18 protein-coding genes and 1 pseudogene are annotated in these 17,523 nt (G+C 39.2%); 4 read left to right on the top strand and 15 right to left on the bottom strand.

Going from position 1 to position 17,523, the window contains the following annotated elements; genetic code table 11:
* Positions 1 to 6: 6 nt before the first annotated feature.
* The 7 genes from NLF99_RS12235 to NLF99_RS12205 form a co-directional block, all read right to left on the bottom strand.
* Positions 7 to 357: a hypothetical protein gene (locus NLF99_RS12235; protein ID WP_254528551.1), complete on the bottom strand. Its 351-nt coding sequence runs from the start codon at positions 355 to 357 to the stop codon at positions 7 to 9.
* Entirely contained in the window at positions 354 to 1,235 is an 882-nt protein-coding gene (fdhD, locus tag NLF99_RS12230; protein ID WP_254528549.1) for a formate dehydrogenase accessory sulfurtransferase FdhD, read from the bottom strand. The genes NLF99_RS12235 and fdhD overlap by 4 nt, the downstream gene beginning before the upstream one ends.
* Positions 1,236 to 1,274: 39 nt before the next feature.
* On the bottom strand, positions 1,275 to 1,691 hold the full coding sequence (locus NLF99_RS12225; RefSeq protein ID WP_254528547.1) for a molybdenum cofactor biosynthesis protein MoaE: 417 nt from the start codon (positions 1,689 to 1,691) through the stop codon (positions 1,275 to 1,277).
* 1 nt (position 1,692) lies between these two features.
* Positions 1,693 to 1,935: a MoaD/ThiS family protein gene (locus NLF99_RS12220; protein WP_254528545.1), complete on the bottom strand. Its 243-nt coding sequence runs from the start codon at positions 1,933 to 1,935 to the stop codon at positions 1,693 to 1,695.
* An 11-nt stretch (positions 1,936 to 1,946) separates the two neighbouring features.
* Positions 1,947 to 2,696 (bottom strand): sulfite exporter TauE/SafE family protein, encoded by a 750-nt coding sequence (locus NLF99_RS12215; protein ID WP_254528543.1) that lies wholly within the window; start codon positions 2,694 to 2,696, stop codon positions 1,947 to 1,949.
* Between the two features lie 278 nt (positions 2,697 to 2,974).
* Positions 2,975 to 3,505, bottom strand: coding sequence for a GNAT family N-acetyltransferase (locus NLF99_RS12210; RefSeq protein ID WP_254528541.1), 531 nt, complete (start codon positions 3,503 to 3,505; stop codon positions 2,975 to 2,977).
* Positions 3,506 to 3,559: 54 nt separating this feature from the next.
* On the bottom strand, positions 3,560 to 4,537 hold the full coding sequence (locus NLF99_RS12205; protein ID WP_254528539.1) for an alpha/beta hydrolase: 978 nt from the start codon (positions 4,535 to 4,537) through the stop codon (positions 3,560 to 3,562).
* A gap of 207 nt (positions 4,538 to 4,744) precedes the next feature.
* Between NLF99_RS12205 and NLF99_RS12200 the strand changes: the two genes are divergently transcribed.
* On the top strand, positions 4,745 to 7,273 hold the full coding sequence (locus NLF99_RS12200) for a DUF1549 domain-containing protein (RefSeq protein ID WP_254528537.1): 2,529 nt from the start codon (positions 4,745 to 4,747) through the stop codon (positions 7,271 to 7,273).
* A 14-nt stretch (positions 7,274 to 7,287) separates the two neighbouring features.
* The gene (locus tag NLF99_RS12195) at positions 7,288 to 8,709 is read left to right on the top strand and encodes a DUF1501 domain-containing protein (protein WP_254528535.1); all 1,422 of its coding nucleotides are present in this window, start codon (positions 7,288 to 7,290) and stop codon (positions 8,707 to 8,709) included.
* 48 nt (positions 8,710 to 8,757) lie between these two features.
* On the opposite strand, the gene NLF99_RS12190 is transcribed toward NLF99_RS12195, so the two are convergent.
* The 3 genes and pseudogenes from NLF99_RS12190 to NLF99_RS12180 all read right to left on the bottom strand — a co-directional run bounded on the left by NLF99_RS12190 (position 8,758) and on the right by NLF99_RS12180 (position 10,618).
* Entirely contained in the window at positions 8,758 to 9,573 is an 816-nt protein-coding gene (locus NLF99_RS12190) for a family 16 glycosylhydrolase (RefSeq protein WP_185217137.1), read from the bottom strand.
* 48 nt (positions 9,574 to 9,621) lie between these two features.
* Positions 9,622 to 9,771, bottom strand: a pseudogene (locus NLF99_RS12185) (helix-turn-helix domain-containing protein); the annotation flags it as partial.
* Between the two features lie 115 nt (positions 9,772 to 9,886).
* Positions 9,887 to 10,618: a hypothetical protein gene (locus NLF99_RS12180; protein ID WP_254528531.1), complete on the bottom strand. Its 732-nt coding sequence runs from the start codon at positions 10,616 to 10,618 to the stop codon at positions 9,887 to 9,889.
* Positions 10,619 to 10,844: 226 nt separating this feature from the next.
* On the opposite strand from NLF99_RS12180, the gene mgrA reads away from it, so the two are divergent.
* Positions 10,845 to 11,873, top strand: a complete 1,029-nt coding sequence (gene mgrA / locus NLF99_RS12175) for an L-glyceraldehyde 3-phosphate reductase (RefSeq protein WP_254528528.1) — start codon at positions 10,845 to 10,847, stop codon at positions 11,871 to 11,873.
* Positions 11,874 to 12,003: 130 nt separating this feature from the next.
* Here the strand turns inward: mgrA and NLF99_RS12170 are convergent, their stop codons facing one another.
* The gene (locus NLF99_RS12170) at positions 12,004 to 13,533 is read right to left on the bottom strand and encodes a CotH kinase family protein (protein ID WP_254528526.1); all 1,530 of its coding nucleotides are present in this window, start codon (positions 13,531 to 13,533) and stop codon (positions 12,004 to 12,006) included.
* A 205-nt stretch (positions 13,534 to 13,738) separates the two neighbouring features.
* Positions 13,739 to 14,530, bottom strand: a complete 792-nt coding sequence (locus NLF99_RS12165; protein ID WP_254528524.1) for an NIPSNAP family protein — start codon at positions 14,528 to 14,530, stop codon at positions 13,739 to 13,741.
* Positions 14,531 to 14,708: 178 nt separating this feature from the next.
* On the opposite strand from NLF99_RS12165, the gene arr reads away from it, so the two are divergent.
* Positions 14,709 to 15,131 (top strand): NAD(+)--rifampin ADP-ribosyltransferase, encoded by a 423-nt coding sequence (arr, locus tag NLF99_RS12160; protein ID WP_254528522.1) that lies wholly within the window; start codon positions 14,709 to 14,711, stop codon positions 15,129 to 15,131.
* Here arr and NLF99_RS12155 read toward each other — a convergent pair.
* The 3 genes from NLF99_RS12155 to NLF99_RS12145 all read right to left on the bottom strand — a co-directional run bounded on the left by NLF99_RS12155 (position 15,128) and on the right by NLF99_RS12145 (position 17,408).
* The gene (locus NLF99_RS12155; RefSeq protein WP_185217143.1) at positions 15,128 to 15,610 is read right to left on the bottom strand and encodes a hypothetical protein; all 483 of its coding nucleotides are present in this window, start codon (positions 15,608 to 15,610) and stop codon (positions 15,128 to 15,130) included. The genes arr and NLF99_RS12155 overlap by 4 nt on opposite strands.
* Before the next feature lie 32 nt (positions 15,611 to 15,642).
* A complete protein-coding gene (locus tag NLF99_RS12150; RefSeq protein ID WP_254528520.1) occupies positions 15,643 to 16,887 on the bottom strand; it encodes a tetratricopeptide repeat protein in 1,245 nt (414 codons plus the stop codon).
* 194 nt (positions 16,888 to 17,081) lie between these two features.
* The gene (locus NLF99_RS12145; RefSeq protein WP_254528518.1) at positions 17,082 to 17,408 is read right to left on the bottom strand and encodes a hypothetical protein; all 327 of its coding nucleotides are present in this window, start codon (positions 17,406 to 17,408) and stop codon (positions 17,082 to 17,084) included.
* Positions 17,409 to 17,523: the final 115 nt, after the last annotated feature.

The following is a 17,523-nucleotide window of genomic DNA, read 5'->3' as shown; positions in this document are numbered from 1 at the left end:
AGTGGGTTAACACTTCATATTAGGGTTTGGATAATTATCGCTTTGGTCTTCCAAAGTATTGTCCAAACACACAAAATCCTTTTCTAATAACAACTTTACTTTTCCCGTAAGGCCCTCAAATCCTACGACATCCGTCGAATACATTTGTTCAAGCAGATTAGCAGGGATTTTCAAGGTGATTTTATTTTCTACAAACTCTACGGATAATTCCGGCACATCCGCTCTTTCCACAGCATAAACAAATGCTTGTTCCAAGAATTCCGTCCTACTTGAAATATTCCCATCTTGGTATAGTGCATTAACTTCCGATTGTGTCAAACGAATCCGTACAGAATTATCTTTTATCCTAATTTTCATGATAAATTATTAATAGTCAAATTTGCTCCCTGATGATAGATATTAAACCTATTTTTACCTAGGAAACCCAACAAACTAACATCAAACTCTTTAGCGAGCTTGATCGCAAGACTGGATGGTGCACCAATAGCTGCAATAAAGGAAATACCCGCCATCGCAGCTTTTTGAACCAATTCAAAACTGGCCCGACCACTCAAGACCAAAATCCTATTCCTTAATGGCAATTGATTTTCCAAAAGGAAATAACCAATCAGTTTATCCAAAGCATTATGCCTACCTACATCTTCTCTAAGCCCTAATAGATTAGCTTCTAAGTCGAAAATGCCAGAAGCATGTATACCTCCTGTTGAACTGAAATTATCCTGAAAGACCCTAAGCTTTTCAGATAATTGGTATAATACCTCCAGATCGATTTTCAGCTCTTCCTTTTCCATCTCTTGAAAAGAACTAACCGTCCGGATTGACTCAATGGAACCCTTTCCACATACCCCACAACTTGAGGTCGTATAAAAGTTTCTATCCACATTCATTAATTCCGGCGTAAACCCTGATACAAGTTCAACAACAATACTGTTCTCATTGTTTCTGGAACAATCAGTTTTAGCATGTTCAATGTGTTTGATTTGGCCAAGCTCAGAAATAATCCCTTCGGTAAACAAGAACCCTGCAGCAAGTTCCATATCATTTCCTGGAGTCCGCATGGTAACAGAAAGATTCTTGATTTTCTTTTCAGAATCATTCCCATACCGAACCTTGATTTCTAATGGTTCCTCCACCGAAACTTCATCCATCATGGCATGACTGCTGTTTTCCTTGACCTTTATGATATCAAGTTTCTCTATGGAATTGTTTTTCAAGGCTTCTTCCTTCATCAGCATACAATCTTATCTATTAAATATACTAAATATATCCGCTACCTATGGATGCGCAGATACCCATTCTTCCCCATTTTCAAAGACTTCCTTTTTCCAAATGGGCACCGTTTTTTTTAAGGTATCTATAATGAATCGGCAAGCATCAAAAACTGAATCCCGATGCCCATCGTTGACTACAATGATCACTGCAACATCTCCAGGATATAAAATCCCGACCCGATGTTGGATAACTACGTTCCTTACTGCAAATCTGGAAATGGCTTCCTCGGCTATCTTTCGCATTTCTTTTAGCGCCATGGCTTCATAACATTCAAATTCTAGTCGAATGACTGGTTTCCCCTTGGTATTGTTTCGCACAGAACCAATAAATGAAGCTGCCCCGCCACTCTCCAGATCCTTGGAAATTGCCAAACAATGAACAATATCAAGTACGTCTGCTGATATCTTAATTTCTACCATCTTAGCCTCCACTTACTGGTGGAATCAATGCGATTTCATCTCCACTGTTAATTATCTGCGTATCCTCTGCATATTCCTCATTAATAGCAAACATATAAGATTTAAGTTTTGTCAATGGAGGATACTTCCCCTCTATTAAAACCCTTAAACCTCTGACATCTAGCGCATCATGCACTTCCAAGTGAATCTCCGATGAGCCAAAAATTTCTTTTGCTATCCCAAAACCCAACACTGTAATCTTCATTTTTATTTCTGCTACCAATATTTTATCAAAACATTTATTCCAGCGATTAATACAAGAACTGCTGTCATTCTTTTTACAATCAAAGGATTCCATTTGATGCACATCCTCGATCCTATCTGTCCTCCTAGCAATACCGAAAGACATAAAATCCCGATCCTTGAAAAGTTCATCTCGACTGTTAATTTTGAGAACTGACCAGCAATTCCAGATATGGAATTTATCAAAATAAACACACTTGAGGTTGCCGCAATTTTCTTGGCGGTATCCCATTTAATCAAATTGAGGAGGGGTGATAAAAATATTCCTCCACCAATTCCGACCAAACCAGACAAAAACCCTATTCCGCCTCCTAATAAACTGTTTTGAACTACACCTGTCTTGCCCTGGTCTGTCCGCTCTGCTTCAGGTCTATTCCCTGTCTGGAGCCATAATAAAATTGCTGCTATCACTAAAGTAATTCCCAAAATCATAAAAAATGTTTCTTGGCTTAATTTCATGATAGCTCCTAAATAGGCCATCGGAACACTGATCAATGTTAATGGCAAAATTTTTCGCCAATCAACTTGATTATTTCTGATATAAATGATCACTCCACCTACAACCACGATTACATTGCATATCAGCGCAGTAAGCCTGATTTCCTGATACGGCAAACTGTACATGGCCAAAACCGCCAAATAACTTGAGCCTCCACCAAAGCCAACTGACGAATACACAAAAGCAATCATCAGAAAGATCAGTACGAGTTCCCAATGCTCCATCTTAAACTAGTTTATTAAAAGTTTTAATTGTTGAATGATAAAACCTAATGGTTTTTAGTCCATTCAATTTAATAAACTTTTATGGGATTCTATCCATAATTTAGGCTGAGCTTTAGTATATCCAAAACTGATAATATGAATTTTTTAAAATTGATGGAAATATCTGAATTTCGTTCCGACCTCATTCGAGACACATTCGGAAAATTCGAACTGGATAAAATTATTCTCGAATATGTCTCGAATGAATCTCGAACCAGGTTAAAATAATAACTCCTTTTTTAACCAAATTCTGCAGGATAAACCACGGTCCCATTTATATGCTTTAATGTTCCCTCGCTTAGCTCAATTACAAAGCAATTCTCATCAGGTACGTCAAAAGGCAATCTTATTCCAAATTCTTTGGCCAGCCGATATCCAAACCTAGGGTAATAATCTGCATGCCCTAAAATAACGATGGAACCATATCCTAGTTCTTTGGCTTTTTCATGGGCAGCATGCATCAATGCTCCAGCAATACCTTGTCCCTGATAAGCGGGCAATACTGCAATAGGAGCCAAAGCCAAAGAAATAAAACTTTGGTTTTGGCTGTTTATGATGTTGATTTCTGTTAACAGGACATAACCTACAATCTTCCCTTCCTTTTCAGCAACGATGGAGAGTTCTTCCCTAAACGAAGCAGATTGCCTTAATCGATCTACCAAATACTGTTCTTGATGATCGCTCATGGCTTCTTCATGGAATGCTTTCTCTATTAAATCAAAAACGAATGGATAATCATTTTCCTCTTCTTTTCTAATTTTCAGATCCATATAATTAATCAGTTAATGATTCATTCAAGATATTGAATTTCACCAAAAATTCCACTAACCAAATAAAGCTTTCTTAAGACCTAAGGCAGCCTGTTCTGTTGAAAATTTAACGGCTTCAATATGATCCAAAGGATTTAACAAGCCATAATCATGGATAAAGCCATTGTAGGTCTGGATGGTTGTAGGCACACCCGCTTCATCCAGTTTTCTGGCATAGGCCAAGCCTTCATCATATAGAATGTCATTTTCAGCCAATTGAACCAATGCAGGAGGTAATCCTTTTAATTCATCGATGCTGGCATTGAAAGGTGTGGCGTAATATTCCTTCCTTTTGCTTTCATCCGGCAGGTAATTATCCCACATCCATTTCATCATATTGGAAGTAAGGAATCTTCCTTCTGCATATTTTTTCCAAGAGTCGCGGTTAAAGTCTGCGTCGGTCACTGGCCATAAGAGCAATTGAAACTTGATCTTTGGTCCCCCTTTGTCCTTTGCCATCAAACAGGTAACTGCGGTCATATTCCCGCCAACACTATTTCCTGCAATAGCTAAATTCGAACCATCAACCCCTATTTCATCGCCATTCTCGGAAACCCATTTTGTAGCTGCGTAAATTTCATTGATGGCGACAGGATATTTCGCTTCAGGTGAAGGTGTGTAGTCCACAAATACGGCCGCGGCCCCAGAATTGATCACCAAATCACGAACCAGACGCTTATGGGTTGGGTAATCACCCAATATCCAGCCACCACCATGAATAAAAATAAAAACTGGCAGCTTTTGATCTTTGCTTTGCTCAGGTTTTACGATATGTATATTGACGGTGATACCATCTTGGGTAATTTCTCTTTCAGACTCCGATATACCTGAATAATCAACTTTCACTGACTTTTGGGCGTCTACCAAAACTTGACGGGCATCCTTTGGAGAAAGGGTCTCCAATGGTTCGCCCCCGCTATTGTTGAGGCCATCTAAAAATTCACGGATTTGAACTATGATTTGTGGATCTTTTTCTGCTTTTTTTTCTGACATAGTAATAGTGTTATGATTTATAAAATAAGGTCACGATAGAACCTTCGTAACAATTAGATTATAGAAATAACAAATAAACCAGCAAACTGTTGGACAAAGCTGCTAATTACTGATTTCCATAGATTTAATGCCATGATGGTGCAGGATGGTCCTTGCCAATTATTTATTAACTTTAGTTAAACACTGGTCATCAATAAAGGACCAATCATGTATAAACCGAATTGTCAAAAGATTTTTTATTCCTATAAATCCGCATTCCTTGTTGTGGGTTTTATGCTCTTGTTTTTTGTTTTATCGGCCCAAGAAGTTGCTGTTGAAACTATCGAAAAAAACAAGGTTGAAGCGGATCCATGGTGGGGATGGGTATTTTTAGGAAGACTCCATCCTATGCTGGTCCACTTTCCGGTAGCCTTGATATTGGTTGCTGGCTTTATGGAGCTGGCCAAACTCCGCACCTTTCATTCAAACCTTCGGACAGGAACCAATTGGCTGATATTTATTGGAGCAATTTCTGCAGTAGTAGCCGCAGGCTTAGGTTTATTTCTCGCCAATACAGGCAGTTATTCTGGAGAGACCTTTGAATGGCATCAATGGTCGGGCATCAGTACCGCCGTTTTTGGAACCATTACGGCCATTGTTCTCCTGCAGATCATAAAGCAAGGTAAAAATAGCCTGATTCCTATTTATCGCACCTCACTCCTTTTAACGGTCTTAAGCATTTTTATGGCGGGACATTTTGGAGGATCATTGACCCATGGCCAAGATTATCTATTGAGCAACACTCCATGGGCTCCCCAAGATGAAAACCTGGGTGAAATTGCCGGCGGCGTATCATCTGCGGATTTTGATTTTGCCTCCTTTTCCACGGATTCCGATAGTTTAACCACAGAACAGCAGGTCAATCTTAACCTGGCTGTCCGAACGATATTTGCCCACCATTGTTTTCAATGTCACGGCAGTGATAAAACCGAAGGTGAACTACGTCTTGACCAAAAAGAAATGGTTTTTAAAGGTGGTGAATCGGGAATAGTCATTCAACCTGGGGATTCTGAACATAGCGAGTTGCTACGCAGGGTCTCTCTGCCTCCCGGCCATAAAGAAGCTATGCCGGGAAAAGGAAAACCCTTAGGTGAAAAGGACATCGCCATTATCAAATTATGGATTGACAAAGGAGCCCCTTGGCCAGATAATATCAAAGGAATCTTCCCGAATGCGCCATTAGCACCTCGAAAACCAGCATTGCCTCCAGTAGTTGCCGGAATGGAAAACCCTATTGATCGTCTGGTGAATGCCTACTTTGAGAAAAAAGGAATTCAATGGCAGAAACCTGTGGACGATCGAACCTATATCCGTCGGGTTTATTTCGATCTGATTGGCTTGCCACCTACGGATCAAGAAATCAAGAATTTCATCACCGATGACAATACCGATAAAAGAGAAAAACTGGTCACTAGTCTTCTTTCCAAGGATCGGGAATATGCAACGCATTGGACTACCTTCTGGAATGATCTATTACGAAATGACTATTCCGGTACAGGCTATATCACTGGAGGAAGATTCAATATATCAGATTGGTTATTTAAATCCTTGCAATCCAATAAGCCCTATAAACAATTTGCCATGGAATTATTGGATCCTACGGAGGAATCCAAGGGCTTTATTAAGGGTATTGCTTGGAGAGGTGCAGTAAACAGCAGTCAAACTACCGCTATGCAGGCTGCCCAGAATGTTTCGCAAGCCTTATTGGGTGTAAACCTGAAATGTGCTTCATGCCATGACAGCTTTGTTAGTGATTGGAAGTTAGACGATGCCTACGCCTTTGCCAATATATTTTCGGAAGAACAGTTAGAAATCAATCGCTGTGATATTCCCACCGGAAAAATGGCCGATACAAGGATGCTCTGGCCGGAATTGGGAACGATCAACAAAACAGGCAGTGTGGCAGAAAGGTCCAAGGAATTGAGCCAATACTTGACCCAACCCGAAAATGGCAGACTATACCGGACCTTAGTGAATCGGATCTGGGCGCAATTAATGGGCAGAGGAATCGTTTCGCCAACGGATGAAATGGATAAGAAGCCTTGGAGTGCCGATTTATTGGATTGGATGGCGGTAAATTTTGTCGAGGAAGGCTATGACATCAAAAAGCTGCTCTACCTCATCACAACTTCAAAAACCTATCAATTACCTTCCATAGGGCTGGAAGACCAAAGTACTATCAATGCTCCAGATTTTGTCTTTAAAGGGATTTTAAAAAAGAAACTCACCGCTGAACAATTTTCAGATGCCCTGAGCACATTGGTTTCACCTGTATATACCGTGGAAGCATTGAAATATAATCCGCTTGCTGATCCCAAAGCCTACATGGATGCCTCCAGCTTTGTAAGAGCGGCCTTGGTCCAAAACGACCCATTCTTAACGGCTTTAGGACGACCAAGCAGGGAAAACGTAATCAGCGTGCGTGAAGGCCATGTGACCTTATTACAAGCCATGGAATTAACAAATGGCACAAAATTAAACGAAACCTTGATCCATGGCGCCAAGAAATGGGTGGCACAGTATAAAGATCCGAATGAACTGATCCAAGCTATTTACGGGCAAACTTTAGGTAGGAAGCCAAGTACCGATGAACTCAAGATTGCCAATACCCTATTTGAGGAAAAACTGGAAGAGGGATCGGTTCAGGAGCTACTTTGGGCGATCGTATTACTTCCGGAATTTCAATTTATTGAATAATAAATCTATAGATCATGAAACTGAATTATAACAGAAGGGATTTTTTGCGTACTGCCGGTGTTGGGACCTTGGCAGCTTTGGCTGCTGGCTCTCCCCTTTCTGCATTATTATCCTCCTGTTCAGGCAATATGACAGGAACTGCTGATTCGGTAATTCTTTTATGGATGGCAGGAGGAATGGCACATACCGAAACTTTTGACCCAAAGCGATATACCCCATATGAAAAGGGACTTGACTCCAATAAGGTTTTGAGCACGTTTAAATCTATCCCCACTGCATTGGATGGAATTGAATTTTCTGAAGGCTTGGAGTCAATTGCTGCCATGATGGATAAAGGAACCCTGATACGTTCATACATGGCTGCAGATTTAGGTCATATCCTGCATTCTAGGCATCAATATCATTGGCATACCTGCTATGAACCACCCCAAACGGTTGCTGCACCACATATAGGTTCTTGGATCGCCCAGGAATTGGGGCCGAAAAACCCCGTAATACCCGCCTTTATCAATATAGGGCAACGTATGACCGTAGGAGAAGCCGAGGAGCTAAAAGCTTTTCATACGGCCGGAATATTGGGCAGTGAATTTGGTCCTTTTATGATTCCTGATCCTTCATCTGGTCTAGATTCTGTAAAACCACCCGCGGGCATGTCATTCAGTAGGTTCGAACGCCGCAACCAATTGTACAATGAACTCTTAGGGAAAAACGCTATCGGAGACCTTGGCAGTGATTACCAAAAGGAATCCTTCAAGCGGTCCATGGAGCAGGCCTACAGGCTGCTTAAATCTCCGGAGGCAAAGGCCTTCGACCTATCTGAGGAGCCTAAAGAAACGTACGATATCTATAACACGGGTAAATTTGGATTAGGCTGCCTGATGGCTCGCAGATTGGTGGAACAAGGTGCCCGTTTTATTTCGGTGACCAGTGAATATGAACCTTTTATGGGCTGGGATACCCATGAAAATGGTCATACCAGAGCCAAGGACATGAAGAAACTGATTGACGCTCCAATCGCTCAATTATTGAAAGATTTGGATCGTTCGGGACATTTAGACCGTACCTTGGTGATAATTGCCAGTGAATTCAGTCGCGACATGGTGATGGAAGGAAGACCAGGTGCAGAGGTTTTGCATCAAGTTGACCAGCCGGATATCATCAACGACATTAAGAATTATGGAATGCACAGGCATTTTACGGATGGGAGTTCCATCCTCATGTTCGGCGGAGGTGTCAAAAAAGGTTTTGTTTATGGCAAAACAGCAGATGAAAGGCCTTGCAAAACGATTGAAAAACCTATTCGTATTGAAAGGATCCATCAATCCATTTACCATGCTCTTGGAATTGATCCGCAAAAAAATGTGGTGGTCGAAGGAAGACCTTTCTACACTACACCTGACGGTGTACACAAAGCTGAATTAGAACTATTTATATAATAAAAAGCCATGATATAAAATTATCATGGCCTATTTTATTGGGTTCACCTAACGTTGATAAACCCTGACATAATCGATGACAAAATGATGTGGGAATAACTTATCATCTATTCCTTTCTGCCCACCAAGTCCCCCGCCTATAGCTAAATTGAGTAGCAAGTGAAATTTTTGGTCAAATGGCCATTCAGCTGCTGTTTTTCCTTCATTCTTAAAAGTGAAATAGAGTTTCTTATCAGCAAAGATCTTGATTTCATTGGCATCCCATTCCAAAACATAGGTATGAAACTTTTTATGAGCATCGGGCAGGAAGGTGGATTTTCCTTTGTGGGTTCCAATGACATGGTTATAGCTTTCTGTATGGACGGTTCCCAATACTGAATCAGGATGTGAGCCTACATATTCCATTATATCGATTTCACCACTCTTTGGCCAGCCTCCATAGGTGTCTGCTGAGGGCATCATCCAGATAGCAGGCCAAGTACCACGTCCGGTAGGAACCTTTGCCCTAATAACAAAACGTCCATACTTCCAATCCCCTTTATGTAAGGAGCGCAATCTCGCTGAGCTATATTTCTTATTATCAATTTCCTCACGCTTCGCTGTAATGGTCAAGAATCCATTCTTGACATACGCATTTGACGAGTCCTTATCAGTATAATGCTGTGCTTCATTGTTACCCCAGTTATATGCATTTCCCTTGGTATCAAAACTCCATTTTGTGGAGTCCGGCAGCCCTTCATAATCGAACTCGTCTTGCCAGACTAATTTCCACTTCTTGCTCTTCTTTTCCATTTGCTGAGAAAAAGCATTACTGCTTAAAATGGAAAAAAGGAGTAACAGGGTAATATTCAGAAAGTTTTTCATAACGCTTTGTGTTGATATAACAAACATAAACAAAGTATTTTTCCTTTTTTAGGATACAAAGTTATTGCCCATTCTATTGGTGAAATTACTTGGACGAAGACCAAAATGTTTATGAAAGTCCCTGGAAAAATTGGACGGTTCAGAAAAGCCGACCATGTTGGCAATTTGGGAAACCGTAAACTTTTTAAGTAAGATTAATTCGGCAGCTTTTTTTCAATTCAACCAATTTTATGATCTCATTGGGTTTAAGGTCCGAGAACTTGCTAAGCTCCCCATACGCCATGCATCGGGGAGCTTCTCTTTTCTATTACTTTTAGTTTTCACCAACAGAAATCTTACTCTGTTTTTTCTCAGATACATTTTTGTTGATTAAAAACAACTCATCTCCTCTTAATTCATAGGTATGGTCCTCAGTCCAGTTCCATGATGTTGCATCCCTCAGATTTATTCCATTAGCTTTAAAAGAAACCAATATTTGATTGCCCTTTACCTCTAGATTAATTTCATCAAACGTATCTTGAATAGTTGCTCCATCAGGTGTTGTAGGACAGTTCTTTAATTCCTCCAGGATCTTAGGTTCTGCGCGGAACCATTGCCTTAGAAAATCCATTTGCTTTGAAGAACATTGATATCCTAGATCTAGAGCCCAAAGGATCTTACATTTTAGATTGCTCCTATCTTCCTTCGCATCGCCATCCCAAGCACATTCATTGCCTACAAAGGTTGCTATCAATCCTAAAACAGCTTTTTCTGGATCTGAAATGGTCTTGATGTAATCTTCATTGAGGACAATACTGCTGACATCTGCCTTCACTTCCTCATTATATTTCTTTTCTCGCCATAGAAATTTAACTTTCTTATCTGACAATTGAAGATTTCCCGGATTTTTATCCGTAGTTCCTACAATTGTATCTTTTGTTACCGCATCGGTACTGTCTGACAATGCACCATTAGTCTTCCCTTGCTGATTATTTTGAGTACAAGATTGGAATGTAAATGCCAGAAAAAGGACCAGAACAATGCTTTTTGAGAATATTTTCTTCATGTTATTAACCATTAGTGATTCCTAAAAGTCAGAAAAATTGCTTTAAATTAAAAATCATGGTCTGTATGTTTAGGGAAAGAGAAGATAGAATTACCTTAACATGATAATGGCATTTTATAGGCTCAAAACCAGCAATAAATGCTAAATTAGTATGGTTCTAAAGGCGATTCTTCTCGAAATATCATCCCTTGGAACGAAAACTTAACGCAATAAACTGATAAAAACCATGGACTGGAAACCAAAAAGTGATCGTTATGATAAGATGATCTATAACCGCTGTGGAAAAAGCGGCTTACATTTACCGGCGATTTCCTTAGGATTATGGCATAATTTCGGAGATGACACGCCACACAGCAAAAAGGTCGAGATCTGTACCACAGCATTTGACCTAGGGATAAACCACTTTGATCTTGCGAATAATTATGGCCCTCCAGCTGGAAGTGCTGAAATGGCTTTCGGAAAGATTTTAAAAGAAGAGTTTGCCGGCCTTCGGGATGAATTGATCATTTCTTCCAAAGCTGGCTATCAAATGTGGCCAGGTCCATATGGTGAATGGGGAAGCAGAAAATACCTGATAGCTAGTTGTGATCAATCCTTGAAAAGATTGGGATTGGATTATGTTGACATTTTCTATTCCCATCGTTTCGACCCTCATACACCATTGGAAGAGACAATGATGGCCCTAGACCAAATAGTGCGCTCTGGAAAAGCTTTATATGTTGGTATTTCTTCCTATAATGCCCAAAGGACAAAAGAGGCTTATGATATCCTAAAGTCCCTGGGTACTCCATTTATTATTCATCAACCTAGCTATTCCATGTTAAACAGATGGGTTGAGGACGACGGATTATTGGACACTTTGGAAGATTTAGGACTGGGTTCAATTGTCTTCTCTCCTCTTGCTCAAGGAATGTTGACGAATAAATATCTAAATGAGGTCCCTCAGGATAGTCGTGCGAATCAGGATAAATCCTTAAATAAGAATTTCCTTTCAGAAGAAAACTTAAAAAACATCTGGGCATTAAATGAAATCGCCGCAAACAGAAACCAGACCCTAGCACAGATGGCAATCTCCTGGGTATTGAAAAAAGGCAAAGTAACTTCTGCCTTGATTGGTGCGAGTAAAGTCCAACAGGTAATAGATTGTGTCGGAGCAATAAAAAATCTTGAGTTTACCGATGCTGAATTAAGGCAAATCGACCAGTATGCAAAAGATGGCGGAATAAATATCTGGCAACAATCAGCTGAATTGTAAAAATCTTAAATTTAAAAAGGCTTCAACGAGGTTGAAGCCTTTTATTCCATTCAAATCAAATCCCTTTTCGGAACAACCGAATCCTACTATTATTAATCGGGTTACTGATTATACATTACCTATTTTAAGGCTAGTCAAACTGAGGCCCATTGATTACCCCATCCAGCCATGTTATTCTTTTTGATACATAATTACGAACAAAATTCACATAGTCTTGATGGGTTACCCCTACATACCAACTTTGATTGATGTTTTTGCCCAAAACATCCCAGCGTTTAAAATTATATTTCTGACTATAATTGATCTTTTTAGCCCGCTGATCTATAAACTCAGGCATGGACTCCATTTTCGATTTTACTTCTTTCCAGCGTGTTCTCACCAATTTCTTGAAATCAGGATCTATCATTAACTTGTTCATCCATGCTCTTGGCTCATGAGCCCTTTGGAGCATCATTACCTCTTGGCTATTACCGAGACGCTTATCATTATTAAAGGCTAGATCAAAATCCCACACTGGACCTACATAAATCTTGGGATCCAAACTGCTCTTCTTGTACATTCTCATACTCCAAAGCATATCCGAATTACCACATAACTCATTAGCCAGATAGTAATTCACAAAACTTGTTAAATCAAAATAATCTTGATAATTGGAATTTGCTTGATCTCCTATTTTGTACAGACTGTTCTCAAAAGTTCCCACATACTTGGTGATATAATCCAATTGGGCAGGAGTAATTTCATCTTCATCGGGAAATTTCACTGTTACCGGCATATTCTGATCGGTAATAAAATGTACCGGTTCAGAATAGGCATATCCATCACCTTCAAGGATAAAACCCCCATTGTCCTCATCGATGGCTACCCTATCGCTCCCCTCTTTGATATGTTCGGTTAAAGTATAATTCCCCATAAACTCCCCATTTAAAAACAGTTCTACATATTGTTGTCGAGGTGAATAGCCCATATCTAATCTCTTGCTGACCTCAAAGGCTATTTCATTACGTAATAGCGATTGATCGCCATAATTGGCCAATAATGCCCAACTTTTATCAGCTGGCATACCCAATAGGGCAGCCTTTTTATCTAACTTAATTCTATATGGCTTTTTAGGCATTCCCCAAGTAGAATTACCTCGGCCTTTAACTTCCGTAACACCTTCATAAACGACCTTTCCTTCAAAGCCAGTTGTTATTTTTAGGCTACCGCTGACATAATCATCTTTGCTTTCAATCGGCTTTCCATTGGTAGAGAGATATATAGCAGGAATCCCTGTATCAACAAATTTGACTATATAGCTTTTTGTTTCACCATTTTCAGCGGCGAATGTATATTTTACCAATTTAGAAAAGTCCTGTTTACTCTTTCCGCTGGTCTGCTCAACATTATCAACCGTAACCTTAGCACCTATATGTTCAAAGTCAGGAACCAATGCCTGAACATTTGTACCTACTAGGGCATGGGCAAAAATGGTATCGCCTATGATCTCTGTTTCAATATCAAACAATAAGCTTGTCTGTTTATCAGTATCAAAACCGAAACTAACCAACTCATTTTCTGTAGATAATTCAGGTGAAATCTTATCTTTCTGGCAAGATAGAACCGTAATAAAGAAAAATGTGAAATACCAATAATGAATAAAAGGAATCTTTGTTCTCATAAATAGTGAATAATTAGGTGAAATACCAAGTCGGGAAAAAGGATTAGAGGTCAATTTTCAAACCCGGATTTATAGTTTTACAGATTCAAAATCTCTGTTAAAAACAAAAGTCGTTTTATAAAAATATAAAACGACTTTTGTTTAAACAAGTGAACCCAATAGATTTATTAGCACTGGTTTTTTTGGAAATATCAATGTTCTACCCCTAATAATCAGAATAAGCAGTAGGTGTACATAAGATAGTCACGTTTTTAGAAACATTGTTCTGATATTGCGGCATTTCACTCATAGGCTTATAAAGCGGTCCAAAAGCCTTCCAATGCTCATCACGATCAGCCATATCCTCAAATGTTGTCAAATACATCAGGTTAGGCATTGTACTGCCAGCGATAACCTGGCCGTAGAACACAGCATTGAAGTTCAATTTCTTAAAAATATCGATCTCTCCATTATTGAACATGGAAACCTTATTGGCAGCAAGCTTTTCAGTTGGACCTTCGTAGCTTCTTAATTCATATACCCTTTCACTCTTATCAGATTTCAGTTTAGGTAATTCCACAAATGGCATTCCATCAAAGGCACGCATCAAAATAGTTTCTATTCTTTGAAATGGCGGATTGTTATGTGCTAAATCTAAATATGACTTTCCAGCTTCCTGATATTGCTTATCCTTTTCCAAATTAACATCCAACTTGGCAAAGTTTTCCAATCGATCTGAATAAGTTAGGACATAAATCAGTTTATCAGCATTTTCATTATTCTTCAACGGTTTAAAAACCGCAACTTTCTTAAATCCAAACTTATGCAGAGCTGGCAAATAGGCATTACTGAGATATTGATCTAATTGTTGTTCTTGATGGGCCTGCTGAAAATGATAGACTTTAAGTTGGATGTACATGGTTTTTGCTACTGCAGATGAAGCACTTTGCAGCAACATACAAATCAGGACAGTAAGAATAGAAAGCCGGCAAAATACCGAATGGATTGATTTTGACATGTTATTTGACATAGGTTTAGGACCCTTCAATTTTAAGGAAAAAGGTCGGTTTGAAATAAATTATTGGATTAAAGGATTTCCTCTAAAGCAAGATAAAGATAATTATTTTTTGAAATAATATGATGAAAAATAAAGCGTTCTAAAGAATATAAAATCCTAAAAATTAAACTTACTATTCATGTATGCTAAAGACTTGAAAAAAGGCAATTACGGCCCGTTTTATCATGGCACAAAAGCCGATTTAAAAGTTGGCGACCTCCTGACTGCTGGAAGAAAATCAAACTACCATCCAGACGTAATCATGAATCAAATCTATTTTACCCAGCAGGTGAATGGTGCGGGATTGGCAGCTGAACTAGCTCCTGGAGATGCGGAACCTCGTGTTTACATGGTAGAACTTACTGGCGATTTTGAGGATGACCCAAATGTTACCGACAAGAAATTCCCCGGTAACCCTACCCAATCTTACCGTAGTACAGCTGCATTGAAAATCATAGCTGAAATTTCCGATTGGCCCAGGCTCAGTCCAGAAGAATTGCAGCGTTGGCGGGAAAACCTAGCAAAGATCCACAGAGACCCGAATGCGATAATTATCAATTAATCCTTCTTCTTGTCCTTTAATCTTACTGTCTTAAAAATACGTTTGGCCAATTCCTGCTGTTGAGCATTTAGGGAGTCCGCCGTCAGCGTTAAAGAATTTTGCACCTTTTCCTCTACAGTCTCTGGCATTCTTCTGACATGGATGCCCGTAATACCAACCACAGACTCCTTCGGCCAAAGCACCTTGCTGTACAGGTGATTCGAACTGTCCTTTTCCACATAATATTGCATACTTTGTTCTCTCTCATTCAAGCTATTGGAGTACCAACCATAATCAAAATAAAACTTGATACTATCCCCTACGACATGGCCTACATAGGAATCAATTCCCTGCATCTCTACCTTTTTGAAATCGGCAGGAAAATCAAATTCATACTCCCCAATTTCAATGGTATTACTTAGCTTTTGCTGATCTGTTTTGTTAACAGAACAAGAACTTAAAAATAACAGGCAGGAAAAAATCAGGAATTTGATCTTCATGATATTAAAAGTTGTGTTTCCTACAATAATAGCTAATTCTGACTTTTTGTTTCCAATTCATTTGCTTTTTCAAGATCAGCCTCAGCTTCTGTGGTCTTGTTTAATTTCTTGTACAGGCCAGCTCTCATCCTGAATACCCTGTAATCTAATGGGTTCATTTCAAGGGCTACATTATAGTCTTTCAATGCAAGATCAAACTTATTTAGGGCTTCATAATTATTTGCCCTAAGAAAATAATAGTCATAAAAGTCAGGATTCATTTCTATGGCCTTATTCAGGTCAGTTAGTGCCTCATTGTACATTTTATTGGCATTATATACTTTCGATCTTCTAAAATAAAGTTCCTCTTCCGAAGGTTTCATCTCAATGGCTTTACTGAAATCCTTTAAACTCGTTGTATAGTCCCCCATAAAATAATACATCGTCCCTCTGTTCATAAAAGATTCATATTTCCTAGGATTAAAGGCAATTGCTTGATTTAACTCTTTTACGGCCTCCAAATATTCCTTCGTTCTCCCAAAAATATAGGCACGCCCAAGATAGGCCGGCTCAAAAGTTGGACTAAGTTCACTAACCTTGTAAAAGGCACTAAGGGCTGACTTATAGTCTTCCATCACTGTATTAACGAGTCCTTTCGTAAAAAAAGACGAACTGTTTTTCGGATTGAGTGCAATGGATTTCTCCGCATCTTCTAAGGCTCCTTCAAAATCCTGAATGATGAATTTGGCGTTTGCCCTTTGATAATAGGCTACTGAGGAAGTGTCAGACAATGATATCGCCTGAGTAAAATCCGCAATGGCATCATCAAATTCACCAATATCTGTTTTGTATTTGCCTCTATTGATAAAACAAGGCACACAATCGCTTTCAACCTTAATGATCTCATCATATTCAGCGATGGCAGCATCAATATTATTCAAAACATAATAGGTTTCTCCTCTTAACTTAAGATATGGACCGGTATTGTTGGGCTTTAGGCTTAGGCCCGAATTGATGGCATCCATAGCCTTTCCATAATCCCCATTCAGATAATAGGCTGCCGCAAGATTAAGGTAAATGGAATCTACCGCTTTCAAATTCAAGGCTGATGTATAACTTGATATTGCCGCAGAATACTGTCCGGCATCATATTTCGCTTTCCCATCCCGAGAATGCTGAGTAATCTGAGCATTGACAGCCTCTTGCGCATAGCCTAAATTGGAGAACAGCAAACAAATAGGCATGCAGATGAGAAAAAACAAATCAGCATTTTTCCTCTTTTTAGGGTTCGTTTTCATTGGTTTCTAATTGGTTACAACATCAAATGTAGGTAATTTTCCTTTCGCATTTTACGACCTTCCATCAAAAAAAAAGTTCCTAAACTGACCGTTAGGAACTTTAACATTATTACTTAGTTAATAAATTACTCAGGCAAAATAATTAGCTGCTCAGAGCCTGAATAAACATGGTATGGTACATTTGAATATGGGTATCACCCATAGAGGTTGATCCGTTTATTATCCCGAATTGTATTTTCGAAAATATATAGGGCATCATCGATAAACTTGCTTTTGCAAGCGATCATTTTCTGAAATGCAATCTTGATATTTCCTTCCAAGTTCGCTAGATTATCTTGCCAATAGCTCTCTGCCCTGACCTTGATTTCTGCATGTCCAGAATTCAGGTCTTCTAGATAATCATTGTACAAAAATTTATAAGCTACAATACTGTTGATATAATTGGTCAAATTCGGATCGCAAAAGGTAGATCCTTTTGTCTCTACATTTGCTTCTGGTTTCTTATTCAATTCACGTGTCATAACAGATTGGTCTTAGATTCTTAGCAATTAACTATTTTATTGAACTTGATACCTCAAAGTTAATGAACCTCGCCCCTGTTTTTTAGAGCACAAAAACGGCAAGTTGCAATTAGGT

It is taken from the genome of Sphingobacterium sp. LZ11T8 (assembly GCF_024261425.1).
Lineage (GTDB): Bacteria > Bacteroidota > Bacteroidia > Sphingobacteriales > Sphingobacteriaceae > Sphingobacterium.
The sequence above is the reverse complement of the archived record's forward strand: the minus strand, read 5'-3'. Positions and strand labels throughout refer to the sequence as shown.